This window comes from Rhizobacter sp. P2_D12, from assembly GCF_056404395.1.
In genome coordinates, this window is sequence record NZ_JBFUEB010000093.1 from 1 (window position 1) to 24,110 (window position 24,110).

Below are 24,110 nucleotides of genomic sequence, written 5' to 3' on the forward strand. Positions count from 1 at the left end.
GGCCGCCCGCCCGCTGGTGCTGGCCGGCCAGCGCGCGCTGGCGCGCGGCGAGCATGCGCAGGTGCTGCAGACCTGGGGCGAACTGTTGACCACGCACCCGCTGGCCTTCAACCTGGTCGCGCGCGACTACGCCAGCAACGCGATCGCCGCCGGCGACGTGCCCGGCGCGCTGGAGCGGCTGCGCACGCTGTACCGCCGCGCGCCCACGATGGACCTGCTGGCCGCGATCACGCTGCTCGACCCGGCGGCCGACGCGCAGCGCGAGCGGCTGCTCGCGCACCTGCAGCACCAGCCCAGCCTGTCGGCGGCACAGGAACTGCTGCGCCTGAGCGCCGGCGACGCGCTGAGCGCCGACGAGACGCAAGGCCTGCGCGACGCCATCAACCGCGCCGCGAAGCCGCTGCAGCGCTACCGCTGCGCCGCCTGCGGCTTCGAGGCGCAGCACTATTTCTGGCAGTGCCCGGGCTGCCTGAGCTGGGACACCTACCCGCCGCAACGCCTGGAGGATCTGTGATGACCGCCGCCCTGCCGCTCGATCGACTGGCCCGTGCGCGGGTGCTCATCGTCGGCGACGCCATGCTCGACCGCTACTGGTTCGGCGCCGTCGACCGCATCTCGCCCGAGGCGCCGGTGCCGGTGGTGCGCGTGAACCGCGAGGAAGAGCGCCTGGGCGGCGCCGCCAACGTGGCGCTGAACGTCAAGACGCTGGGCGCGCAGGCCACGCTGCTGACGGTGGTGGGCAACGACGAGCCGGCCGCGAAGCTGCAGCGCCTGCTGGAGCAGCAGGGCGTGAGCACCGTGCTCGGCCGCGACCCGCAGCTCTACACCATCGTCAAGCTGCGCGTGATCGGCCGGTCGCAGCAGCTGATCCGCGTCGACTTCGAGAACCAGCCTGACCACGAGGTGCTGGCCGGCATGCTGGGTGATTACGAGCGCGAGCTGGCGCTGCACGACGCGGTGCTGTTCTCCGACTACGGCAAGGGCGGGCTGACGCACATCCCGCGCATGATCGAGCTGGCCCGCGCGGCCGGCAAGCCGGTGCTGGTCGACCCGAAGGGCAGCGACTACAGCCGCTATGCCGGCGCCACGGTGATCACGCCCAACCGCGCCGAGCTGGCGCAGGTGATCGGCACCTGGGGCAGCGAGGCCCAGCTGCAGGAGCGGGCGCAGGCGCTGCGCAAGGAGCACCGCCTGGATGCGCTGATGCTGACCCGTTCGGAAGAAGGCATGTCGCTGTTCGACGAGGTGAATGGCGTCGAGGGCCACACCCGCGTGCCGGCGCAGGCGCGCGAGGTGTTCGACGTCACCGGCGCCGGCGACACCGTGATCGCGACGCTGGCAGCGATGCTCGCCTGCGGCATGGGCCTGCGCGAGGCCATGCCGATTGCCAACCGGGCCGGCGGCATCGTGGTCGGCAAGTTCGGCACGGCCACGGTCAGCCACGAGGAGCTTTTTCCAGTGAGGACCAGCGCATGAAAGTCGTCGTCACCGGTGCGGCCGGCATGATCGGCAGCAACATCGTCCACGGGCTGAACGCGCTGGGCATCGACGACGTGATCGCCGTCGACGACCTGACCGACGGCCCGAAGTACCGCAACCTGCTGGGCGCCAGGCTCAGCGACTACTTCGACAAGAGCGAGTTCTACGCGCGCTTCGCCAACGGCGACTTCGGCAAGGTCGAGGCGGTGCTGCACCAGGGCGCGTGCTCCGACACGATGGAGCACAACGGGCGCTTCATGCTCGACACCAACTACCGCTGCAGCAAGGACCTGCTGGACGCCTGCCAGGCCCAGGGCACGCGGCTGCTGTATGCGTCGTCGGCGGCCACCTATGGCGGCAGCGACGGCTTCCGCGAGGAGCCGGCCTTCGAGCAGCCGCTGAACGTCTACGGCTACTCGAAGCTGCTGTTCGACAACGTGGTGCGGCGCATGCTGCACGGCAACCGCAGCCAGGTGGTGGGCTTCCGCTACTTCAACGTGTATGGTCCGCGCGAGCAGCACAAGGGCCGCATGGCCTCGGTGGCCTTCCACCACTTCAACCAGTTCCGCGAGACCGGCAAGGTCAAGCTGTTCGGCGAATACGGCGGCTACGCGCCGGGCGCGCAGAACCGCGACTTCATCTTCGTAGACGACGTGGTGGCGGTGAACCTGTGGTTCCTGCAACACCCGAACCAGAACGGCATCTACAACCTCGGCACCGGCCGCGCGCAGCCGTTCAACGACGTGGCCGAGGCGACGGTCAACGCGTCGCGCGCACTGAAGGGCGAGCCGCCGCTGCCGCTGTCCGAGCTGGTCGCCAAAGGACTGATCGAGTACATCGAGTTTCCGCAGGCGCTGGTCGGCAAGTACCAGTGCCACACCGAAGCTGACCTTGCGCGACTGCGAGCGACAGGTTGTGACCATGTATTCACCGACGTCGCCGGCGGCGTGAAGCGCTACGTCGACTGGCTCGCGAAGACGGGCTGAAACAGGGACATCTGTACGGGTCTTGGGCCGTCAACGCCCGCGGGTGACCTCTCGTTAGGCCGCCGGATTGCAAACCGCAATCCGTCAACCCCAGGAGAGGATCACCATGTTCAAGAAGACTTTCATCGCCGCATTGCTCGCACTGCTCAGCGCCGTCGCCATCGCGGCCGGCGTCGACATCAACAAGGCCAACCAGGCCGAGTTGGAATCGGTCAAGGGCATCGGGCCGGCCATGGCCACCCGCATGCTCAACGAACGGAAGAAGGGCGAGTTCAAGGATTGGACCGACCTGATGGGTCGCGTCAAGGGCGTCAAGGACCACCAGGCCGCGAAGCTGTCGGAAGCCGGCCTGACGATCAACGGCGGGGCCTACAAGGCCTCGGACGCCAAGCCGCAGCCGAAGAAGTAAGGATGTTCGCAACGCCCCGCCCTGCGGGGCGTTGTCACGTCTGCGCGGCCTTCCAGCCGAAGAAGTTCGCGACCTCCTCGCGCCGCTTCAGCGTGTCGGCCACGCCCAGCGCCACCAGCTCGCGCGTGTACGGCGCCTCGAACAGCAGGTAGCTTGCCAATGCCGCGCCGCGCGTGTCGGCGCCGCGTCCCGACACCCCCACGCCGCGCAGCAAGGCGCGCACCGGCGCCGGCAGGCTGGCCAGGTGCTTGGCGGCCAGGTCGTCCAGGCGCTCGCTCGGCGCGATCACCAGCACGTCGATCGGCCGCAGGCTGGTGCGCGCCAGCGCCTCGGGCGGCAGCAGCGCCAGCGTGTTGTTGACGCGTTGCAGGCGCTCCACGTCCACCGCCAGCGCATCCAGGAAGATGTTCGACAGTGCATGCCCCGCGATCTGCGCGATGTTCGGGTAATCGCTGCTGACCTGGCGCCGCCCCGGCGGCTCGTGCATGCGGCCGGCACCGACCACCAGGATGCGGCTTGCGCCCAGGTGCACCGCCGGCGAGATCGGCGCCGACTGGCGCATCGAGCCATCCCCGAAGTACTCGACCATGCCGTCGAAGTTCAACGGCACCGCCGGGAACACGAACGGGATCGCGGCCGAGGCCAGCAGGTGCGGCACCGTGATCGCATCGCGCACCGCGACGCGCTGCGAGCGCGTCCACGGCACGATGTCCTGCACCGAGTCGTAGAAGGTCACGTGCGTGCCCGAGCTGTAGCTCGACGCGGTGACCGCCAGCGCCTGCAGGTGGCCGGCCTTCATCAGCTCGCGCAGCCGCCCCACCGACACCATCTGCTTGAGCAGCGCCTCCAGCGGCGAGTTGTCGAGCAGCGAGCGCGGCCGCGCGCGGCGCCAGCGGGCAATGACCCAGCCGATCGACATCATCGTCAGCCAGCGCGCACCGGAGCGGATCACRCCGATCGAGTCCGAGCGGTAGACCTGCTCGGCGCGGAAGTTCTCCCACACCGACACCAGCGCTGCGACCGCCTTGTCGAAGTCGTCGCAATGGCTGGCCAGTGCGACCGCATTGATCGCACCGGCCGAGGTGCCGGTGATGACGGGAAACGGGTTGCGACGGTCGTCGGGAGCGAACTCGCGGCGGATCTGCGCGAGGGCCTTCAGGACGCCCACCTGGTAGGCGGCGCGGGCCCCGCCTCCGGTGAGGATCAGGCCCGTGGTCGGTGGTGGCGGCATGGGGCCCGAGTGTAGACACCCCGGGCCCGCGGACCGATCCGGTTCAGCCCGGATCAATCGTGCTTGTCATGCTTGTCATGCTTGTCATGCCCGCGGCCATGGCCGCGGCCGCGGTCGTCGCGACGGTCATTGTCATGCTCGTGCTCGCGGCGCCAGTGCTCCTGGTACCAGTCCTCGCGCACGAAGTACACCGGCTGGCCACAGGCGGCGTACTGGCCGCAATAACGCTTCCAGTTCTTCTGGTGTCCGGGCGGCACGCGCAGGTAGATCGGGCGGCGCTCGACGACGACCGTCGGCGGCTGCTGGATGATGATCGGCTGCGGGTTGTAGACCACCGGCGGCGGTGCATTGCCGATGTCGATGCGGCCATAGACGCCGGGCTGGCTGACGCTGACCGACACACCCACGTCGGTGGCAAAGGACGAGGCACTGGCGACAGCCAGTGCGATCAGGGCGAGTGCTTGCTTCATATACGACCTCCTGCGTGTTGACGCAGAGCTGATGATGCTCTTAGAACGTTGCTGGAGCGTGCAGTGCCGACAGGGAATGTGCCAACTCGTGACTAGTGGTAAGTACCCCCCGTGAACACTACTCGTAGACGACCCCTGCCCGGCCATGCGCGCTTTCGACCCAGCGCGCCAGCGCCGCGTCGCTCGGGAAGAAGCGGCCGTCCTCGCCCAGGTCGAGTTCGCCGACCGCGCTGTCGCGCTTGACGACCAGCCGCACCGCCAGCCCCTGCGTGGTCGTGCCCTGCTCGGTCTGCACGCGCCGGCTCGGGAAGTCGCGCAGCACCTCGGCCACCGGCGGCACGCTGCCGTTGACCTCGACGCGCAGGTACTTGCCGAAGCGGCAACGCGCCGTGGCCAGGTCCCAGACCTGCTGCACGTTCAGGCGCATGCCGCCGGAGAAGCGGTCGGGCTGCACCTTGCCCGAGACGATGATCAGCTCGTCGTCCTTCAGCAGGTCCTTGTTGGCGTTGAGGATCTCCTCGCTGGCCACCGCCTCGATGGCCTCGCTCTTGTCGTCGAGCTTGAAGATGGCCACGCGCCCGCGCATGCCGTTGATCACGCGCAGGTCGCCGACGATGCCGGCCAGGATCTGCGGCTCGCGGCTGTCGAGCAGGTCGGCGATCTTGCGGCGCGCAAAGCGCCGCACCTCGTCGCCGCTCTGGTCGAACAGGTGGCCGGACAGGTAGAAGCCGAGCGCGATCTTCTCGAAGCCGAGCCGCTCCTTGATGCTCCATGCCGGCACCTGCACCAGCTCGGGCTCCTGCGTCGACGCCGCATGCGAATCGCCGAAGTCGAACAGCCCGCCCTGGTCCGCATGTGCCGCCTGCGTGTCGGCGTAGTCGAAGGCCAGCGCGATGCTGGCCACCGCGACCGAACGCTCCGGGTGCAGCAGGTCGAAGGCACCGGCCTTGATCAGTGCCTCGATCGTGCGCTTGTTGATGCGGCTGCGGTCGACGCGCGCGCAGAAGTCGAACAGGCTCTTGAACGGCCCCCCCTCGGTGCGCGCCTGCACGATGGCCTCGATCGCGCTCTGGCCGGTGCCCTTGATGGCGCCCAGGCCGTAGCGCACGACCTTGTCGCTGACGGGTTCGAAGCGGTGCGTGCCGGTGTTGACGTTCGGCGGCTCGAAGGTGATGCCCAGCGCCACCGCATCGTCGTGGAAGATCTTGAGCTTGTCGGTGTCGTCCAGCGCGACGCTCATGTTGGCCGCGGTGAACTCGGCCAGGTAGTGCACCTTCAGCCAGGCCGTGTGGTAGGCCAGCAGCGCATACGCGGCGGCGTGCGACTTGTTGAAGCCGTAGCCCGCGAACTTCTCCATCAGGTCGAAGATCTCGTTGGCCAGCGGCTCGGCGATGCCGTTCTTCGCGGCCCCCTCGGCGAAGGTCGCGCGGTGCTTGACCATCTCCTCGAGCTTCTTCTTGCCCATCGCGCGGCGCAGCAGGTCGGCGCCGCCGAGCGAGTAGCCGCCCAGGCGCTGGGCGACCTGCATCACCTGCTCCTGGTAGACCATGATGCCGTAGGTCTCTTCGAGCACCTCCTTCATCAGCGGGTGCGGGTACTCCACCTGCTCCTTGCCGTGCTTGCGCGCGCAGAAGCTCGGGATCAGGTCCATCGGGCCCGGGCGGTACAGCGCCACCAGCGCGATGATGTCCTCGAAGACGCTCGGCTTCGCGTCCTTCAGCATGCGCTGCATGCCCGAGGATTCCAGCTGGAACACCGCGACCGTCTTGCCCTCGCTCATCAGCTGGTACGAGCCGCGGTCGTTCAGCGGGATCTTCTCGAACGCGAAGTCCTTCTGCGACGGGTGGCGTGCCTTGATGAAATCCTTGGCCATCTCGAGGATGGTCAGCGTGGCCAGGCCCAGGAAGTCGAACTTGACCAGGCCGATCGCCTCGACGTCGTCCTTGTCGAACTGGCTCACCGCGCTGTTGCTGCCGGGTTGCATGTACAGCGGGCAGAAGTCGGTGATCTTGCCCGGCGCGATCAGCACGCCGCCGGCGTGCATGCCGATGTTGCGCACCATGCCCTCGACGCGCTCGGCCAGCGCCAGCAGCTCGGCCACCTCTTCCTCGTTCTTCTCGCGCTCCTCGATCTCGGGGGCCTCGGTGCGCGCGTAGATGATGCCGCTGTCGGGCTTGTCGCCGGGGCGCTTGAGCGTCACCGTCTTGCCCGGCGGCGCCGGCACCAGCTTGGCGATGCCGTCGACGTGGCCATAGCCCATGCCGAGCACGCGTCCCACGTCGCGCAGTGCGGCCYTGGCGGCCATGGTGCCGAAGGTCGCTATCTGGCTGACGGCCTCGCGGCCGTACTTGTCCTTCACGTAGTCGATGACGCGGTCGCGGTTGCCCTGGCAGAAGTCGATGTCGAAGTCGGGCATCGACACCCGCTCCGGGTTCAGGAAGCGCTCGAACAGCAGGTTGTAGCGCAGCGGGTCCAGGTCGGTGATCTTCAGCGCATAGGCCACCAGCGAGCCGGCGCCCGAGCCCCGGCCCGGGCCGACCGGGCAGCCGTGTGTCTTGGCCCAGATGATGAAGTCGGCCACGATCAGGAAGTAGCCGGGGAAGCCCATCTTCAGGATCGTGTCGATCTCGAAGTCGAGCCGTTCGACATAGCGCGGCATCTCGCGCGCGCGCTGCGCCTCGTCGGGATAGAGGTGCAGCATGCGCTCCTTCAATCCCTCGTGCGAGGTGTGGCGGAAGTAGGCCTCCGGGGCCATGCGCTCGCCGTTGACCTCGGGCGTCGGGAAGTCGGGCAGCTGCGGCTTGCCCAGCACCAGCGTCAGGCTGCAGCGCCTGGCGATCTCGACGCTGTTGGCGAGCGCGCTCGGCAGGTCGGCGAACAGCGCCTGCATCTGCGCCTGCGACTTGAAGTACTGCTCGCGGCTGAAGCGCTTGACGCGGCGCGGGTTGGTCAGCGTCTCGCCCTCGGCGATGCAGGTGCGCGCCTCGTGGGCCTCGAAGTCTTCCGGCGTCTGGAACTGCACCGGGTGGGTCGCCACCACCGGCAGGCGCAGCGCGGCCGCCAGCGGCACCGCGGCGCGCACGTGGGCCTCGTTGGTCGGCAGGCCGGCGCGCTGCACCTCGAGGTAGAAGCGCCGGTCGAAGATGGCGGCCAGCTTCTGCGCGGCGGCGGTGGCGCGTGCCGTGTCCTGCGCCATCAGCGCCTGGCCGACCGAGCCCATCTCGGCGCCCGACAGCGCGATCAGCCCGTCTCCCAGTTCCTGCAGCCATTCGAGCTTGTGCCAGGCCTGCGCGCGCTGCGCATTCAGCACCCAGCCGCGCGACAGCAGCTCGCACAGGTTGTGGTAGCCGCGCGGGCTTTGCACCAGCAACAGCAATCGGCTCGGGTTCTTCTCGCCGACGGTCGTGTCGGGCTCGAGCCAGATGTCGGCACCGATGATGGGCTTGATGCCCTTCTTGCGCGCTGCGCTGTAGAACTTGACCGTGCCGAACAGGTTGGACAGGTCGGTGATCGCGAGCGCCGGTTGCTGATCCTGCGCGGCGGCGTCCACCAGGTCGTCGATCCGCAGGGTGCCGTCGACGACGGAGAACTCGGTGTGGTTGCGCAGGTGGATGAAGGCCATCGGCGCATTTTAGGGAGGGTCGGCTCCGTAGAATGCCGCGGTGAACACGAATCTGAAACCGGTCCTGAACATCTCCGCCTACCTGTTCACCACCCTGACGGACACGCAGGCGCTGCGCGAGAGCATCCGCTCACAAGCCTCGGCCCGGTCGCTGAAGGGCACGGTGCTGCTGGCCGAGGAAGGCATCAACCTGTTCCTGGCCGGCGCGCCCGATGCGCTGCGCGATTTCGTCGGATGGTTGCAGCGCGATGCGCGCTTCGCGGCGCTGGCCCCGAAAGAGAGCGGGTCCGATGCGGTGCCGTTCGGCAAGCTGCTGGTGAAGGTGAAGCGCGAGATCATCCGCATGAACCACCCGCAGTTCCGCCCCGAGGCCGGCCGCGCGCCGGCGGTGGATGCGAAGACGCTGTCGCGCTGGCTCGACGCCGGGCGCGACGACGCCGGCCGCGAGGTGGTGATGCTCGACACGCGCAATGCGTTCGAGGTCGACCACGGCCGCTTCCACGGTGCGATCGACTGGCGCATCGCGAAATTCACCGAATTCCCGCAGGCGCTGCGCGAGCATGCGGCCGAGCTGCGCGGCAAGACGGTGGTGAGCTACTGCACCGGCGGCATCCGCTGCGAGAAGGCCGCGCTCTTCATGGCCGAAGCCGGCGTGCAGAACGTGCTGCAGCTCGAAGGCGGCATCCTGAAATACTTCGAGGAGGCCGGCGGCAGGCACTTCGACGGCACCTGTTTCGTGTTCGACGAAAGGGAATCGGTGGACGCGGCGCTGCGGCCTGCGAGATCGGTGTAAGGTCTTGCCGATGGGCGCGACCCACTGCGCCGCACAGGAGACCCACCGATGCAGCCACTGGTCCAGCCCCGCGCGGGCAATGCAGCGTTCCAGCCGAACAGTCCCTTGGGCAAACGGTATGCCCAGGTCCGCGAGACCAGCCTCGCCCTCGCGGCCCCGCTGTCGCCGGAAGACTGCCAGGTGCAGTCGATGCCCGACGCCAGCCCGACCAAGTGGCACCTGGCGCACGTCACCTGGTTCTTCGAGACCTTCCTGCTCGAACGCTTCGAGCCCGAGTTCAAGCCCTTCGATGCGCGGTTCCGGGTGCTGTACAACAGCTACTACAACGGCATCGGCGACCAGTACCCGCGCGCGAAACGGGGGCTGGTGACGCGGCCCGCCCTGGCGGACGTGCTGCGCTTCCGGGCCGACGTCGATGCGCGCATGCAGGCCTTGATCGCGCAACGGGGCGACGATGCCGAGCTCGCATCGCTGGTCACGCTGGGGCTGCACCATGAGCAGCAGCACCAGGAGCTGCTGCTGACCGACATCAAGCATGCAACCTCGTTCAGCCCCGGCCACCCGGGGTACGGCAAGCGTTGGCCGATGAGCACGGTGCAGGCGCAGGCGATGCGGTGGTTCGCGCACGAAGGCGGGTTGGTCGAGCTGGGCCACGACGCCGGGCTCGACGGCGCGTTCTGCTTCGACAACGAGACGCCGCGGCACCGCGGCTTCATCGCGCCGTTCGAGCTGGCCTCGCGGCCGGTGAGCCACGGCGACTGGCTGGCCTTCATCGACGATGGCGGCTACCGGCGGCCGCAGCTGTGGCTGTCGCTCGGCTGGGACTGGGTGCGCAACGGCCGGCACGAGGCGCCGCTGTACTGGCGGCGCGATGGGGACGCGTGGTTCACGCACACGCTGCATGGCGAGATGGCCGTCGACCCGCACACGCCGGCCTGTCACCTGAGCTATTTCGAGGCCGACGCGTATGCGCGCTGGGCCGGGGCGCGGCTGCCGACCGAGGCGGAGTGGGAATTCGCAGCACGCGCCGCCAAGCCGCAGGCACGCGCCAATTTCGCGGACAGCGGGGCCTTCCATCCGATGCCGGCCACCGATGCGTCGCCTGAAGGGCCGTCGCAGCTGTTCGGGGACGTGTGGGAGTGGACGCAGTCGAGCTACCTGCCGTACCCGGGCTACAAGACCTTGCCGGGGGCGGTGGGGGAATACAACGGGAAGTTCATGAGCCAGCAGATGGTGCTGCGCGGCGGCTCTTGCGCCACGCCCGCCGGGCATGTGCGGGCGAGCTACCGCAACTTCTTTCCGCCCGAGGTGCAGTGGCAGTTCAGTGGGCTGCGCCTGGCCCGTGATATTTGATGGACAACCCCGGATTGGCATCCGGGCTACTCCAGTACGCCGCCTGAGCGCTTCATGAGGATCTGATTGCGCCGCCGCTCGCCGGCGATCTGCTGCGCGAACGCCTGCGACGTCCCGCCCCCAGGCAGGTTGTGCGACTCCCGCAGCCGCGCCGCCACCGCGCCATCCACCAGCAGCCGCCCGACCTCGGCATTGAGCCGCTGCACCACCTCGGGCGGCGTGCCCGCCGGCGCAAAGAGACCGAACAGCGAGCCGATGTTGGCCTGCGGATAGCCCAGCTCGGCCAGCGTCGGCACCTGCGGCAAGGCGTCGAGCCGCGCCGGCGCGCCGACGGCCAGCGCCTTCAGCCGGCCGCTCGCGATGTACTGCAGCTGCGCCGACGCGAGGTTGGTCGACAGCACCTCGAACTGCCCGCCGAGCGCATCGTTGATCTGCGGCCCGCCGCCCTGGTAGGGCACGTGCGTGATGTCGACGCCGCTCTGCAGGCGCGTCTGCGCCAGCACCATGTGGCCGCTGGTCGCGACGCCGGAGGTGGCCCAGCGCACCGCCCCCGGGTGCGCACGCGCCTGCGCGATCAGGTCGGCAAAGCTGTGGCCCTCGAAGGCCGGCGTGCCCACCACCAGCACCGGCGTGTTCATCACGCTCGCGACCGGCGTGACGGCGTTCAGCAGGTCGCGCGGCCCGCCCGCCAGCAGCGGCTGCAGCGTCAGCGGCGAGATGGCCGAGAACGCGATCGTGTAGCCATCGGGCGCGGCCCGCGCCAACACCTCCATGCCCAGCGCGCCGCCGGCCCCGCCGCGGTTCTCGACCACCACCGGCACGCCCAGCGCCTGCGCCAGCGGATCGGCCAGCGTGCGCGCCATCGTGTCGCTGACGCCGCCCGGCGGATAGACGACGATCAGATGCAGCGGCCGCACCGGCCAGGGCGTGGCCGCCCTGGCGAACGCCGACAGCGCCAGCGCGGCGCCCAGGAAGCTTCGGCGCGATGCAGTCATCGGTCGGCCTTGCCGGCGGCCAGCTCGCGCAGCAGCGCGACGAAATGCCGGGCCGGCAGGTTGTCCTCGTCGACGCGCGACGCCAGCGTCAGCGGCGCATCCAGCGGCGCGCTGCCGGCCAGCGCGCGATAGACGATCGCATGCGCATGCACGCCGGTCATCGAGGCCGGCACCACCGACATGCCGGCGCCCGCGGCGACCAGGTTCAGGTTGGTCATCATGCGTTCGACCTCGGCCACGATGCGCGGGCGCAGGCCCTTCGAGTGGCACAGCGCCAGCAGCTCCGCATACAGGCCCGGCGCACCCGGGCGCCGCACCAGGATCAGGCCTTCGGTGCACAGCTGCGCCAGCGTCAGCGGCTTCGTGCGCTTGCCCGCCGCCGCGAAGGCATGGTCGCTCGGCATCGCCACCATCACCGGCTCGCGCAGCAGCGTCTCGAAGTGCAGGCTGTCGGGCCGCGCGACCGGCACGCGCAGCAAGGCGCAGTGCAGCCGGCCCTGGGCAAGCGCTTCGGTCAGCGCCGCCGCGCTGTCTTCGTGCAGCTGCAGCTCGACCTTCGGGTGCGCGCGGCGGAACGCCCGCAGCGCCTGCGGCATGAAGCGGTGCGCCGCCGCCGAGCTGGTGAAGCCGACCGACAAGGCCCCCTCCTGCCCCTGCGCGACGCGCGCCATGCGCAGCTGCATCGCCTCCATGTCCTGCAGCATGCGCACCGCCTCGACCTGGAACTGCCGCCCCGCGTCGGTCAGCGCCATGCCGCGCGGATGGCGGCGGAACAGCGACACGCCCAGCTCGCGCTCAAGTGCGTGGATCTGCTGGCTCAGTGGCGGCTGCTGGATGCCCAGCGCCTCGGCCGCGCGCGTCATGTGGCCGGTGTGCGCCACGGCGGCGAAATAGCGCAGCTGTCTCATCTCCATGCCGTCATCTCCATATGTTTTTCATATCGGAAGTGCCTTCTTATTTTATTTGACCCGCAATCACTCCCTCCCCTATCTTCGCCCCACCCGTCCACCAGAAGGCCCGCGAGGCCTCAGACCCGGAGACAAATCATGGCCCTTGGCCGCCGCATTTCCGTACGCACTTTTCCCATCATCCTGTGCACGCTGCTCGCCGCCTGTGGCGGTGGCGGCAGCGACAGTGCCACCACCCCGGAGGCGCCGCTGACCGTGGGCTGCGCCGCGCTCGCCGGCCTGCAGATCCCCGCCGCGCAGATCGGCCTGCCGACGCAGGGCGCGACCGTCACCAGCGCCACGCCGGTCGCGGCCGCCGATGCCGGCAACACGCTCGGCGACCACTGCCGCGTGCGCGGCACGATCGCGCCTGTCGACCCGCAGGCGCCGGTGATCACCTTCGCCGTCAACCTGCCGGAGCAGTGGAACCACAAGGCCATCCACTTCGGCGGCGGCGGCTTCAACGGCACGCTGATCGACGGCACCGAGTCGCTGCGCTTCGGCCCGCCCGGCAAGCCGGCGCCGCTGGCCCTGGGCTACGCCACCTTCGGCGACGACGGCGGCCACCAGAGCAGCAGCATCACCGACGGCAGCTTCGCCGCCAACGACGAATCGCTGGCCAACTACGGCGGCCAGTCGCTGAAGAAGACGCACGACGTCGCGATGCTGCTGGTCAAGGCGCGCTACGGCAGCGCGCCCCAGCATGCCTACTTCCTCGGCACCTCGACCGGCGGGCGCGATGCGCTGCTGCACATCCAGCGCTGGCCGGCCGACTACGACGGCGTGATCGCCAACGAGCCGGCGCTCAACTACAGCGGCACGCGGCTGTCGAACGTGGCCGTCGGGCGCGCGCTGTATGCGAACGGCGGCGCCGGCTGGGTCAACCTGGCCAAGACGCTGCTGGTGCAGAAGACCGTGCTGGCCGCCTGCGACAAGCTCGACGGCGCCGCCGACGCGATCATCAGCAACGTCGAGAGCTGCCGCCAGCTGAATGCGCAGATCCTGGCCGCGCTGCGCTGCCCCGGCGGCGCCGACGGCGGCGACACCTGCCTGTCGGACGCCCAACTCGCCAGCGTGCGCGCGATCGAATCGCCGCTCACGTTCACGAGCGGCTCGCTCGCCCACGGCACCACGCGCGCCGGCGGCTACAACCTGCTGGAAGGCGCGCTGGTGGCCGGCCCCTACACCTCGCGCGACCTCGGCACGCGCCCGGTGCCCGGCAACCCGGCCTCCAGCGCCGACGCCAACGTGTATGTCACCGGCGACCAGTGGGCGAAGTACTTCGTCACGCGCGACGCCGCCTTCGACACGCTGACGCTGGATCCGGTCGACCCGGGCGTGTGGGCGACGCGCCTGGCCGCCGTCTCGGCCATCACCGACGCGACCGACCCCGACCTCTCGCCCTTCCTGTCGCGCGGCGGGCGCCTGATCATGCTGCACGGCCTGGCCGACGAGGTGATCAGCAACAACTCGACGATCGACTACTACCAGCGCATCGTGGCCACCGTCGGCCAGGCCGCGGTCGACCAGGGCATCCGCTTCTACACCGTGCCGGGCATGGGCCACGGCACCGGCGTGTTCATCCCGAGCTGGGACTCGCTGGCCGCGCTGGAGGGCTGGGTCGAGGAGGGCCTGGCCCCCGGCACCGGCGTGGTGGCCGACACCGTGGCCGGCAGCTACGGCCGCACGCGCCCGCTGTGCCGGTTCCCGGCATGGCCCAAGTACAAGGGCAGCGGCAGCCTGGATGCGGCCGTCAACTACAGCTGCGTGCAGGAGACCGGCGACCCGCTGGCCTGCCCCAACCTGCCGGCCGCGGCAACCACCTACAAAGGCGGCGACCTGTTCGGTGAAGAGCTGCGCATGACGCTGGACCCGGCGACCTTCGCCTACACCGTGACCATCGACGCCAGCGTGCAGCGCGCGGCCGGCACGCAGCGCAGCGGCACGCTGCTGCCGCGCGGCAACTGCGTGTTCGCGAGCGGCGAGAACGGCGCCACCTTCACCTTCGGTGCCGGCGGCGTGGTGCAGGGCGGCGTGGCGGCACCGAGCGGCAGCGGCTTCGTGTCCTGGGTCGCGTTCCAGAACACCTTCCAGAACAGTGCCACGCCGACGGTGTTCAACCCGGTCGCCAACATCTTCGACGTGGCCGGCGTGCAGTACGGCGCGGGCGGCACGGCCACCGCCTATGCGGCGTCGTCGCGGGTGCGCAACGCCGGCACCTTCCAGCACTGCCAGGACCCGGCGACCGGCCGCTTCATGACCTATGACGCGGCGTGCACGTCGACCGCCAAGGGCTACCTGAGCTACAACGCCGCGCGCAACGCCTTCGACCTGTTCACGACCTCGCCGACGGGCGGGGCCACCACCACCGGCGGCACGCTGTCGGGCTCGGTCATCTTCGGCCAGGTCGGTGCCACCACGGTGCCGATCTACCTGATCCGCGACTCGGCCAGCAGCTACGGCCTGCGCCTGTATGCGCCGCAGGCGCCGCTCGCCTCGGGCGCCGCCGACGGGCACTTCGGCAGCGCCGGCAGCGACGGCAGCGCGGGCGAGGCGGTGGTGTCGGGCAGCAGCCTGAGCCTGGGCGGGGCGAGCGGCACGCTGGCCTACGACACGCCGGTGTTCGGCGTGGTGCAGAGCAGCGGTGCGGTGGCCGGCAACTTCGTGTTCAGCGGCGGGCTGCTGGGCTTCGTGTCGACCGGCGGCGGCGCGGTCTTTCAACTGGGGGTGCGCAATTGAAGATGAGGATGAACACGTTCGTGGCGATGCTCGCCGCGCTGGCCGCGATGGTCGGGACATCGGCGCGGGCCGAACCCGAACCGGCGACCTGCCCTGAGGGCGTGCCCGCCGAGGCCCGCTGCTACAACGGCAAGGACGCGGAAGGCGCGCTGTACTGGATGGCGATCCCGGCGCAGTGGAACAAGGTGCTGGTGGTGCATTCGCACGGCGGGCCGGACACCGGCACGCCGTCGCTCGCCCGCGGCGCCGAAGACCTGCAGCGCTGGGCCGTCATGGTGAAGGCCGGCTATGCCTGGGCCGGCTCCACCTACCGGCGCGGCGGCTACGGCGTGACGATGGCGGCCGAGGACACCGAGCGCGTGCGCCAGCTGTTCGTGCAGCGCTTCGGCACGCCGCGGCGCACCATCCTGCACGGCCAGAGCTATGGCGGCGGCGTGGCGGCCAAGGCGGCCGAGCTGTATGGCCCGGTGCCCGGCGAGCGCGCGGCCTACGACGGCGTGCTGCTGACCAGCGGCGTGCTGGGCGGCGGCAGCAATGCGTACGACTTCCGGCTCGACCTGCGCGTGGTCTACCAGTACGTGTGCCGCAACCACCCGAAGCCCGACGAACCGCAGTACCCGCTGTGGCAGGGCCTGCCGCTGGATTCGAAGCTGACGCGGCCCGAGCTGGCCGCGCGCGTCAAGGAATGCACCGGCGTCGGCCTGCCGGCGGCGCAGCGCTCGGCCGAGCAGGCGGCACGGCTGCGCACCATCCTGTCGGTCGTGCGCATCCCCGAGCGCACGCTGCTGGCGCACCTGCAATGGGGCACCTGGCTGTTCCAGGACCTGACGCAGAAGCGCCTGGGCAACCGCAACCCCTTCGGCAACGCGAAGGTGGTGTACAGCGGCTCCGGCGACGATGCGGCGCTGAACGCCCAGGTGCTGCGCTACAGCGCCGACCCGCAGGCCATCGCGGCGCTCGCCGCCGACAGCCGCCCGTCGGGCCGGCTGCGCCTGCCGGTGCTGACGCTGCATGCCATCCACGACCCGACCGCCTTCGTCGAGCTGGAGAGCGCCTACCGCGAGATCGTCGAGGCGGCCGGGGCCTCGCAATGGCTGGTGCAGACCTTCAGCGACGAGGCCGACCACAGCTACCTGAGCGATGCCGAGTACCCGGCGCTGATGACGGCGCTGCTGCAGTGGATCGACCGCGGCGAGAAGCCCTCGCCCGACAGCGTCGCGCGGCTGTGCGCGGCCAACGAAGAAAGCTTCGGCAAGGGCTGCCACCTGCGGCCGGAGTACCGCAGCCCGCCACTGTCGGCCCGCGTGCCGGCGATCGGCCGCTGACATCTTTTTTCCCGAGTTCCCCCATTCCAACAACGACGAGAGACAACCCCATGAAGCAGTACTTTTCCCGGACGGCCGCGGCGACGCTGGCCTGCTGTGCCACGGCCACGACGGCCTGGGCGCAAGCGAGCGTCAGCGTGTTCGGCATTGCCGACGTGGCGGCCCGCGTGGTCAGCAACGAAGACCAGGGCTCGCGCAAGTCCCTGGTGAGCGGTGCCGGCAACACCAGCCGGCTCGGCTTTCGCGGGTCGGAGGACCTGGGCGACGGCTGGAGCGCGGGCTTCCACCTGGAGACCGGCGTGGCGATGGACTCGGGCACGCAAGCCAATTCGACGCTGTTCTGGGACCGGCGGTCGACCGTCAGCCTGGTCAGCAAGTCGCTGGGCGAGGTGCGGGCCGGGCGCGATTTCGTGCCGACCTACACCGTGTGGGTGCGCCACGATCCGTTCGCCTACGTGGGCGTGGCCGCGTCGTCGATCCTGCTCGGTGCGTCACCGACCGGGCCGGCCACCGGGCTGGGCTCGCCGCCGACGCTGCGTTCGAGCAACCAGGTGCAGTACATCCTGCCGTCCACGCTGGGCGGCGTCGACGGCGCGCTGATGGTGGCGGCCGGCGAAGGCGGCAAGGCGAGCGACGGCTTCCACAAGATCATCGCGGGGCGGCTGGCCTACACCGTCGGACCGGTCAGCGTGTCGGGCGGCTACCAGACGGTGGAGAACGACCTGAGCAAGGGCGAGAAATTCAAGGACAGCGTGCTCGGCGTGCGCTACGACCTGGGCGAGGGCAAGGTGTCGCTGGCACGGCGCGAGTTCAAGTACCTCGATGCGAAGCAGACGGTGTGGATGCTGTCCGGCGCAATGGCGTTCGGCGCGCACGAGGTCAAGGCCAGCGTGCTGCGGGCCAACGTGGCGGGCAAGGTGGGCACGGCCAACATCGATGCCAACGACGCGACGCACGTCGGGCTCGGGTACGTCTACAACCTGTCGAAACGCACCGCGCTGTACAGCACGGTCGCGCGCATCCACAACCAGGCCAAGGCGAACTTCGAGATCTCGGGCGGGCCGGCCGTGGCGGCCGGCAAGGCGTCGACGGGGTTCGAGGGGGGGATGCGGCACAGCTTCTGATGCCGGGCAGGACTGGAGCGGGAACCAGGCCGCTCCGGTTGTCACTTAACGCCGCACCCGGTCGGTTCGGGTGGATGGGGTGATGGCATGGGCGTGAACGGCGTGTCGCGTGGTCATGAGGTTCACTGCGCGGCAGAGGAAGAATCGGGGCATGAGCAGCGCGGTGCAGGTGTTCTCGCGTCGCGCCGATCAGCGCGGAACAGCCTGCCGCTTCCACCGATCGGTACCGCGGATTGGGAGTCGTTGCTGCTGAACCTCTTCGATGACGAAGGCTTGGCCGGCGTGCTCGAACTGCCGTCTGATGAACAGGAATTGCGTTGTCGGCAGCAGTTGGCCGGCATTGCGGGCGAGCATGAGATGCCTGGGACGTCTCGTGCCCAACCCATCACGCGCGAAGTCCCTGCAGACGGAGACTGCTTCTTCCATTCGCTGATCAGCGCTGCCGGCGACAGCCTGCTTGCCCACGTGCAGGGTGATCACACCCCGCATGCCGTGCGACGCGAGATGGCCGATCGATTGGCCGCACAGTTCGTCGAGCTGAATCGCGCCATCGGCGACGACGCCAGGACCCGGGCGCTGCTGGATGAGACGCCATACCTGGCCACGCTGCCTGCAAGCGACACCGTGCAGAGCCGCCTGACCACCGAGCAGCGCGTCCTTGTCGCACAGGTTCGCACCGACGGCAGTTGGAACAACCACGCAGGCGACCTGTTCGCCGCCATCGCGGCAAACGTGTTCAGGCTGCGGCTGGAAGTGGTCACACCCCACTGCGGCGATCGGACTCGGCTCGTCTACGGGCAGGCTGACGAACCTCTGGTCCAGCTCTTGATGCGAGGTGCCCACTACCTCCCCATCGTCGGGTGGTCACGAGTTGAGGATCTCCAGCACATCGGATCGGAACTCGCGCTGGTAGAGGATGTAGACGACGCCGGCGGTCGCCACCATGAAAATCAGCGGCGAGAAGAACCAGCCCACCGCGGCAAATGACAGGTAGTAGGCGCGCAGCCCGTCGTTGAAGGTCTCGGCGGCCATGCTGACGACGCCGCCGGCCTTCTTCGCGAAGGCTTGGCGCCGCGCTTCTCCTTCCGGCCCCTGCTCCAGGAGCTGCACCGCCTCCGGTGCCGCGGCGATGAGGAGCGCGCCGAAGGTGTACTGCCGCATCGACCAGGTGAAGCGGAAGAACGCGTACACGAAGATGCCCAGCAGCAGCACGACCTTCAGGTCGAACACCAGCACCGAGGTGCGGGCCGCGAAGGGCAGTTCGCGCACGAACTCGCTGGCCTTGTCGGTGGTCCCCAGCACGGCGAGCAGGCCGCCGATGATCAGGATGGTGGTCGACGCGAAGAACGACGGGCTGGTCGACAGGTTCTGGATCACGACGCCGTCGACCACGCGCACTTCGCGGTAGGTGGTCTGCAGCATCCATTCGCGCCGCACCCGGTTGGTCGATGCGAGGATCGAAGGCTGCGACAGTGCCCGCCGGTGCGCGAACCAGATGTAGCCGGCCCAGCCGCAGAAGAAGGCCACCAGCGCCGCCCAATCGGACCAGGGCAGCACGGCCATGACTTTGAGGATGATGTCCATAAAGTGATGTTAGCCCCCCAGTCGAAGGCGGTTGGCCCCCCAGTCGCTTCGCTCCTGCCCCCAAGGGGCGCCACGCCAGGGGCCTGGCAAAGCCAGTTCCCCGGCGCGTTGCTTGATGGGGCGCTTCGCTGCGCTTGCTCTGTCCCGGATTGCCATCCGGGCTACCCAGTATTCGTAGCCCGGATGCCAATCCGGGRTCTSCGCACMAAGMCGCYGGTTCGGCAAAGGCGCGGGCGGGSAGKCTGGGGCGCGCCAATCAGGATGGAGCGCCGGAGCTGGCTGGTTTCAAGGCCCGYGTGCGCAGCACGCTTCGTGGTCTGACTTGTCGCCGACTGTTTGACCACAGCGAGCGCAGCGAGCGGCGGGAGTTTCGGCGACGGGCCTTGAAAGCAGGCAGCGCAGGGCAGTCATCGCCCGCCAGGGCGAGGACCGCTCCATCCGGCGCGACACAGCCTGCCCGCCCGCGACTTTGCCCGCGCCGGCGACCGCACAATCCCCGGATTGCCATCCGGGCTACGCGACCGCCGAAGGCGGTCGCCCATTTCAGCGCCGCTTCGCGTCCAGGCTCAGCGCCCCGGCCCCGAAGGCCGCGATCGCCAGCAGCCCGCCGATCACCGAGATGTTCTTCATGAACATCAGGTTCTGCACCATCGCCTGGTCGGCCGGCACGGCCCAGAAGTTGTGGAAGATCAGCGTCGCGGCCAGCGTGAAGACCGCCAGCACGGCCGCCGCCCATCGGGCGTTCCAGCCGACGATCAGCGCGATGCCGCCGACGATCTCGACCACCAGCGCAATCGCCGCACCCACCTGCGGCAGCGGCAGGCCCTTCGACGCGATGTAGCCCACCGTGCCCTCGAAGCCGGTCAGCTTGCCGAAGCCGGCCAGCACGAACATCAGGGCCAGCAGGATGCGCGCCGCCAGCGCGAGTGGGTCTTGCAGTCTTTCAAACATGGTTGTCGTCCTTCGTGGTTTTCGTGGAGGGAGGGTCATTGCAGATCGAACACCAGCACTTCCGCATCACGCCCGGCGCCGATCTGCACCGCCGGTTCGTTGTCCAGCATCGCCGCGTCGCCCGCCGACAGGCACTGGCCATTCACCTGCACGCTGCCGCGCACCACGTGCACATAGGCCTTGCGGTTCGCCGGCAGCGCCAGCTCGGCACGCTCCTCGCCGTCGAACAGGCCCGCATACAGCGCCGCATTGGCGTTCAGCTTCACCGAATCCTCGCGCCCGTCAGGGCTTGCCACCAGGCGCAGTGTGCCGCGCTTCTGCACCGCCTCGAAATGCTTCTGCTCGTAGCCCGGCTCGATGCCGCGCACGTTGGGCTCGATCCAGATCTGCAGGAAGTGCGTCGTGTCGGTGGGCGCATGGTTGAACTCGCTGTGCTGGATGCCGCGGCCCGCGCTCATGCGCTGCACGTCGCCCGGCACGATCTGCGCGCCATTGCCGATGCTGTCCTTGTGGCCCAGCGCACCCGACAGCACGTACGACACGATCTCCATGTCGCGGTGGCCGTGCGTCCCGAAACCGGTGCCCGGGGCGATGCGGTCTTCGTTGATCACGCGCAGGTTGCCGAACCCCATGTGCTTCGGGTCGTAGTAGTCGGCAAACGAGAAGCTGTGGAACGACTTCAGCCAGCCATGGTCGGCGTAGCCACGTTCAGTCGATTTGCGAAGGGTGAGCATGTCGGGTCCTTTCCTTGGTCCATCTCTTGTGTGAAGAGACTTTAGGCGCCGACCGGCGACCCATCGGCGGCTGCGCATTGAAGCGTTCGTTCAAATAAGATGAACGAAACTCCGCCACCGCGCCATGACCAGTGCCCGCAATGTGTTGACCCCCGAAGCGCTCGCGATGATGGATGTCATCGCCCGCACCGGCAGCTTCGCCGCCGCGGCGCGCGAGCTGGGCAAGGTGCCGTCGGCGCTGACCTACAACGTGCGCCAGCTCGAGGACGCGCTCGACGTGCTGCTGTTCGACCGCCGCTCGCGCCAGGCCAAGCTCACCGCGGCCGGCGAAGAACTGCTGCACGAGGGCCGGCGCCTGCTGGAGGAGATGGACGCCGTGGCCAACCGCGTCAAGCGCGTTGCCACCGGCTGGGAGACGCAGCTGACGATCGCCGTCGACGGCATCATGTCGCGCGCCACGCTGTTCGAGCTGTGCGAGGCCTTCTACGCGCTCAGCCCCGAAAGCCCCGGCGCGACCAGCGGCGGCCCCGGCACCCGGCTGCGCCTGCGCACGGAGGTGCTGGCCGGCACCTGGGAGGCGCTTGTCAGCGGCCAGGCCGACCTGGCCATCGGCGTCGGCGTGGACCGCACGATGCCACCGGGCATCCAGATGCAGCCGCTGGGCAACATCACCTTCGTGTTCGCGGTCGCGCCGCACCACCCGCTGGCCGCGTTCGAGGGCGTGCTGAGCGATGCCGACCTGATCCACTACCGGGCGATCGCCGTCGCCGATTCGGCGCAGCGCATGACGCCGATGACCGTCAACCTGCTGCCCGGCCAGGACGTGCTGACCGTCGCGACGATGCAGAACAAGATCGAGGCCCAGCTGCGCTGCCTGGGCTGCGGCTTCCTGCCCGAGCCGCTGGTGCGCGAGCACATCGCCGCCGGCCGGCTGGTCGTCAAGCCGGTGCAGCGGCCTTCGACGGCCGGGCGCCTGGGCTATGCGTGGCGCAGCATTCCGGCCGGCAGCCCGTCGCGCAAGCCGCAGATGGGGCTGGCGCTGCGCTGGTGGCTGGCGCAGCTGGAAAGCCCGGCCACGCGCAGCGCGCTGATCGAGCGGCACGGCGGGTTGCTGCCGCTGGGCGGGGCCTGATCCGGCGATGACGACGGCGTACCGCGGCCGTTTCGCGCCCTCGCCCACCGGGCCGCTGCATGCGGGTTCGCTGGTGGCGGCGCTGGCGAGCTGGCTCGACGCCCGCGCGCACGGCGGCACCTGGCTCGTGCGCATCGAGGACGTCGACACGCCGCGCTGCGTGCCGGGCGCCGATGCGCTGATCCTGTCGCAGCTGGCGCAGTGCGCGTTGCGGCCGGACGCGCCGCCGGTGTGGCAATCGCAACGCGGCAGCCACTACCAGGCCGCGCTCGATGCGCTGGCCGCCGCCGGGCAGGTGTACCCCTGCGGCTGCACGCGGCGCGACATCGCGCTGGCGCTCGAGGCCGCGGGCCAGGGCAAGCCGCGGCACGGCGAGCTGGTCTACCCCGGCACCTGCCGGCACGGGCTGCACGGCAAGCCGCCGCGCGCCACCCGCGTGCGCAGCTGCGACGCCCGCGAGGCCGACATCGTGATCGACTGGCACGACCGCCGCCTCGGCGCGCAGCGCCAGAACCTGACGCAGGCGGTCGGCGATTTCGTGCTGCACCGCGCCGACGGGCTGTGGGCCTACCAGCTCGCGGTGGTCGTCGACGACGCGCTGCAAGGCATCACGCACGTGGTGCGAGGCGAAGACCTGGCCGACAACACGCCGCGCCAGGTGCACCTGCAGCGCCTGCTCGGCACGCCGACGCCGGCCTGGCTGCACACGCCGCTGGTGCTGGGTGCCAACGGCGAGAAGCTGTCGAAGCAGAACGGCGCCGCGCCGCTCGACCTGGACGACCCGGTGCGCGCACTGCGCGACGCGGCCCGGGTGCTGGGCCTGGATCCGCAGGCACGCGACGTCGACGCGCTGCTGGCCGAATGCATCACGCCATGGCGGCAGCGGGTGCTTGCCTGAAAGATAAGATCGATCTTATGATCTGCGCATGCCCGCCGACACCGATCCCCTGCACTGCGCCGTCCGCCTGCGCACCGCGCTGTCGGCGCTGACGCGCCAGCTGCGCCATGCGCTGCCGCCCGAAGGCATCAGCGTCGCCAAGCTCAGCGTGCTGAGCGTGCTGTACCGCCTCGGGCCGATGTCGCCCAGCGAACTGGCGGGCCACGAACGCGTGAAGCTGCAGACGCTGACGCGGCTGCTGGCCGAACTGGAAGCCGATGGCTGGCTGGCGCGCGAGGCCCATCCGCAGGACCGGCGCCAGAGCGTGCTGTCGCTCACCAAGGCGGGCATCCGCCAGCTGACGGCCGACGTGCACCGGCGCGAGGCCTCGCTGGCCGGCGCGATCGGCAACACGCTGGGCGTGGCCGACCGCACGACGCTGCTGCGTGCCTGTGCGCTGATGGACATGCTGGCCGCTTCGCTGGCCGACACGCCGCAGCCGGCCGGCGAGGCGACGCGATGAAGTCGCTCGCTGCCCGCGCCGCGCTGGCGCGCGACGACGGCCGCCTGTGGCACGGCGTGCAGCTCGCCGTGGCGGTGCTGGCGGCCTACGCCGCATCGAGCGCATTGCGCCTGCCCGAAAGCCTGTGGGCCGTGATGTCGGCCTTGATCGTCGTGCGGCCGAACGCGGGCGCGAGCGTCGGCGCCGGCTGGGCGCGCCTGGGCGGCACCGTGCTCGGCACGCTGTGCGGCGTGGGCGGCGTGTGGCTGCGCCATCACGGCGTCGACCTGACGCTGGCCACGCTGCTGATCGTCGCGCTGCTGGCCTTCGCCAGTGCCACGCTGCCGCTGATCGCCAGCGCCCCGGTGGCGGCGCTGATCGTGCTGTCGAGCAGCAGCGTGCCCGGTCATTCGGCGCTGCAGGTGGCGTGGCTGCGCGGTGCCGAGGTCGGCATCGGCGTGCTGGTGGGGCTGGCGGTGTCGCTGCTGCTGCGGGCCGCGCGGGCCGGTGCGCGCTTCGATGCGTCGTGCGCCAGCTTGCTGGATGCGTTTGCGCAGGCCATGGAAGGCGGTGCGGATGCACAGCGCGATGCCCGCGTGCGCCAGCAGCTGCGCGAGCTGGGCGTGGCGGCCGTCCAGGCCGATCGCGAGGCCCACTGGCTGGCCCGGGCGCGCCGCCGGCCGGCCGCTTCGAAGGCCCATTTGCAGCAGGCGGGGCTGGTGTCGCGCATCCACCAGGACAGCGTGGTCGCGTCGCGCCTGCTGGCGGCGTCACCGTCCGCTGGGGCGGCCCAGGCCCTGCGCGCCACGGCCGAGGCGCTGCGCTCAGGCGGCGCCCCCGACCTGTCGATGCTGGAC

The 24,110-nt window shown here is 69.9% G+C and carries 20 protein-coding genes and 1 pseudogene; 13 read left to right on the forward strand and 8 right to left on the reverse strand.

The genetic code is table 11. From position 1 onward, the window contains the following. The 4 genes and pseudogenes from AC1DYN_RS24820 to AC1DYN_RS24835 all read left to right on the forward strand — a co-directional run. A pseudogene (locus AC1DYN_RS24820) lies at nt 1–514 on the forward strand (lipopolysaccharide assembly protein LapB); the annotation flags it as partial. Next, the gene (rfaE1, locus tag AC1DYN_RS24825; protein WP_477964050.1) at nt 514–1,476 is read left to right on the forward strand and encodes a D-glycero-beta-D-manno-heptose-7-phosphate kinase; all 963 of its coding nucleotides are present in this window, start codon (nt 514–516) and stop codon (nt 1,474–1,476) included. The pseudogene AC1DYN_RS24820 and the gene rfaE1, both read left to right, overlap by 1 nt. Beyond that, nucleotides 1,473–2,465: an ADP-glyceromanno-heptose 6-epimerase gene (gene rfaD / locus AC1DYN_RS24830; protein ID WP_477964052.1), complete on the forward strand. Its 993-nt coding sequence runs from the start codon at nt 1,473–1,475 to the stop codon at nt 2,463–2,465. Before rfaE1 ends, rfaD begins: the two co-directional genes overlap by 4 nt. Nucleotides 2,466–2,571: 106 nt before the next feature. Then, nucleotides 2,572–2,874, forward strand: coding sequence for a ComEA family DNA-binding protein (locus AC1DYN_RS24835; RefSeq protein ID WP_477964054.1), 303 nt, complete (start codon nt 2,572–2,574; stop codon nt 2,872–2,874). Nucleotides 2,875–2,908: 34 nt separating this feature from the next. Here AC1DYN_RS24835 and AC1DYN_RS24840 read toward each other — a convergent pair whose 3' ends face one another. The 3 genes from AC1DYN_RS24840 to dnaE form a co-directional block, all read right to left on the reverse strand. Continuing rightward, nucleotides 2,909–4,105 carry a patatin-like phospholipase family protein gene (locus AC1DYN_RS24840; protein WP_477964056.1) on the reverse strand — a complete coding sequence of 399 codons (1,197 nt, stop codon included), beginning with the start codon at nt 4,103–4,105 and terminating at the stop codon, nt 2,909–2,911. Between the two features lie 53 nt (nt 4,106–4,158). After that, a complete protein-coding gene (locus AC1DYN_RS24845; protein ID WP_477964058.1) occupies nt 4,159–4,575 on the reverse strand; it encodes a hypothetical protein in 417 nt (138 codons plus the stop codon). A 118-nt stretch (nt 4,576–4,693) separates the two neighbouring features. Beyond that, nucleotides 4,694–8,197 (reverse strand): DNA polymerase III subunit alpha, encoded by a 3,504-nt coding sequence (dnaE, locus tag AC1DYN_RS24850; protein WP_477964060.1) that lies wholly within the window; start codon nt 8,195–8,197, stop codon nt 4,694–4,696. 52 nt (nt 8,198–8,249) lie between these two features. Here dnaE and AC1DYN_RS24855 point away from each other — a divergent pair, with 52 nt between their 5' ends. Together AC1DYN_RS24855 and egtB are read left to right on the forward strand one after the other, a co-directional pair. Further along, a complete protein-coding gene (locus tag AC1DYN_RS24855) occupies nt 8,250–8,990 on the forward strand; it encodes a sulfurtransferase (protein ID WP_477964088.1) in 741 nt (246 codons plus the stop codon). A gap of 48 nt (nt 8,991–9,038) precedes the next feature. Then, nucleotides 9,039–10,343: an ergothioneine biosynthesis protein EgtB gene (gene egtB, locus AC1DYN_RS24860; RefSeq protein ID WP_477964062.1), complete on the forward strand. Its 1,305-nt coding sequence runs from the start codon at nt 9,039–9,041 to the stop codon at nt 10,341–10,343. A gap of 26 nt (nt 10,344–10,369) precedes the next feature. On the opposite strand, the gene AC1DYN_RS24865 is transcribed toward egtB, so the two are convergent. Together AC1DYN_RS24865 and AC1DYN_RS24870 are read right to left on the reverse strand one after the other, a co-directional pair. Then, nucleotides 10,370–11,338 (reverse strand): Bug family tripartite tricarboxylate transporter substrate binding protein, encoded by a 969-nt coding sequence (locus AC1DYN_RS24865; protein ID WP_477964064.1) that lies wholly within the window; start codon nt 11,336–11,338, stop codon nt 10,370–10,372. Further along, a complete protein-coding gene (locus AC1DYN_RS24870) occupies nt 11,335–12,252 on the reverse strand; it encodes a LysR family transcriptional regulator (protein ID WP_477964066.1) in 918 nt (305 codons plus the stop codon). The genes AC1DYN_RS24865 and AC1DYN_RS24870 overlap by 4 nt, the downstream gene beginning before the upstream one ends. Nucleotides 12,253–12,384: 132 nt before the next feature. On the opposite strand from AC1DYN_RS24870, the gene AC1DYN_RS24875 reads away from it, so the two are divergent. Genes AC1DYN_RS24875 through AC1DYN_RS24885 form a run of 3 tightly spaced genes read left to right on the forward strand, consistent with a single transcriptional unit; the run spans nt 12,385 to nt 17,473 of the window. Continuing rightward, nucleotides 12,385–15,024: a tannase/feruloyl esterase family alpha/beta hydrolase gene (locus AC1DYN_RS24875; protein ID WP_477964068.1), complete on the forward strand. Its 2,640-nt coding sequence runs from the start codon at nt 12,385–12,387 to the stop codon at nt 15,022–15,024. Between the two features lie 8 nt (nt 15,025–15,032). Next, nucleotides 15,033–16,349 carry an alpha/beta hydrolase family protein gene (locus tag AC1DYN_RS24880; protein WP_477964070.1) on the forward strand — a complete coding sequence of 439 codons (1,317 nt, stop codon included), beginning with the start codon at nt 15,033–15,035 and terminating at the stop codon, nt 16,347–16,349. A 50-nt stretch (nt 16,350–16,399) separates the two neighbouring features. Next, complete coding sequence (locus tag AC1DYN_RS24885) at nt 16,400–17,473, forward strand: porin (RefSeq protein WP_477964072.1); 1,074 nt, start codon at nt 16,400–16,402, stop codon at nt 17,471–17,473. 864 nt (nt 17,474–18,337) lie between these two features. Here the strand turns inward: AC1DYN_RS24885 and AC1DYN_RS24890 are convergent. From AC1DYN_RS24890 to AC1DYN_RS24900, 3 genes are all read right to left on the reverse strand, one after another. Then, nucleotides 18,338–19,057: a DUF599 domain-containing protein gene (locus AC1DYN_RS24890; protein WP_477964074.1), complete on the reverse strand. Its 720-nt coding sequence runs from the start codon at nt 19,055–19,057 to the stop codon at nt 18,338–18,340. A gap of 543 nt (nt 19,058–19,600) precedes the next feature. Beyond that, on the reverse strand, nt 19,601–20,008 hold the full coding sequence (locus tag AC1DYN_RS24895; RefSeq protein ID WP_477964076.1) for a DoxX family protein: 408 nt from the start codon (nt 20,006–20,008) through the stop codon (nt 19,601–19,603). Between the two features lie 35 nt (nt 20,009–20,043). Beyond that, nucleotides 20,044–20,742 carry a pirin family protein gene (locus tag AC1DYN_RS24900; protein ID WP_477964078.1) on the reverse strand — a complete coding sequence of 233 codons (699 nt, stop codon included), beginning with the start codon at nt 20,740–20,742 and terminating at the stop codon, nt 20,044–20,046. Nucleotides 20,743–20,866: 124 nt separating this feature from the next. Here AC1DYN_RS24900 and AC1DYN_RS24905 point away from each other — a divergent pair, with 124 nt between their 5' ends. The 4 genes from AC1DYN_RS24905 to AC1DYN_RS24920 all read left to right on the forward strand — a co-directional run. Beyond that, the gene (locus AC1DYN_RS24905; RefSeq protein ID WP_477964080.1) at nt 20,867–21,874 is read left to right on the forward strand and encodes a LysR family transcriptional regulator; all 1,008 of its coding nucleotides are present in this window, start codon (nt 20,867–20,869) and stop codon (nt 21,872–21,874) included. Between the two features lie 7 nt (nt 21,875–21,881). Further along, a complete protein-coding gene (gluQRS, locus tag AC1DYN_RS24910; protein WP_477964082.1) occupies nt 21,882–22,772 on the forward strand; it encodes a tRNA glutamyl-Q(34) synthetase GluQRS in 891 nt (296 codons plus the stop codon). Nucleotides 22,773–22,800: 28 nt separating this feature from the next. Beyond that, nucleotides 22,801–23,274 (forward strand): MarR family winged helix-turn-helix transcriptional regulator, encoded by a 474-nt coding sequence (locus tag AC1DYN_RS24915; RefSeq protein WP_477964084.1) that lies wholly within the window; start codon nt 22,801–22,803, stop codon nt 23,272–23,274. After that, a partial coding sequence (locus tag AC1DYN_RS24920; protein ID WP_477964086.1) for an FUSC family protein occupies nt 23,271–24,110 on the forward strand: 840 nt, incomplete at its 3' end. The genes AC1DYN_RS24915 and AC1DYN_RS24920, both read left to right, overlap by 4 nt.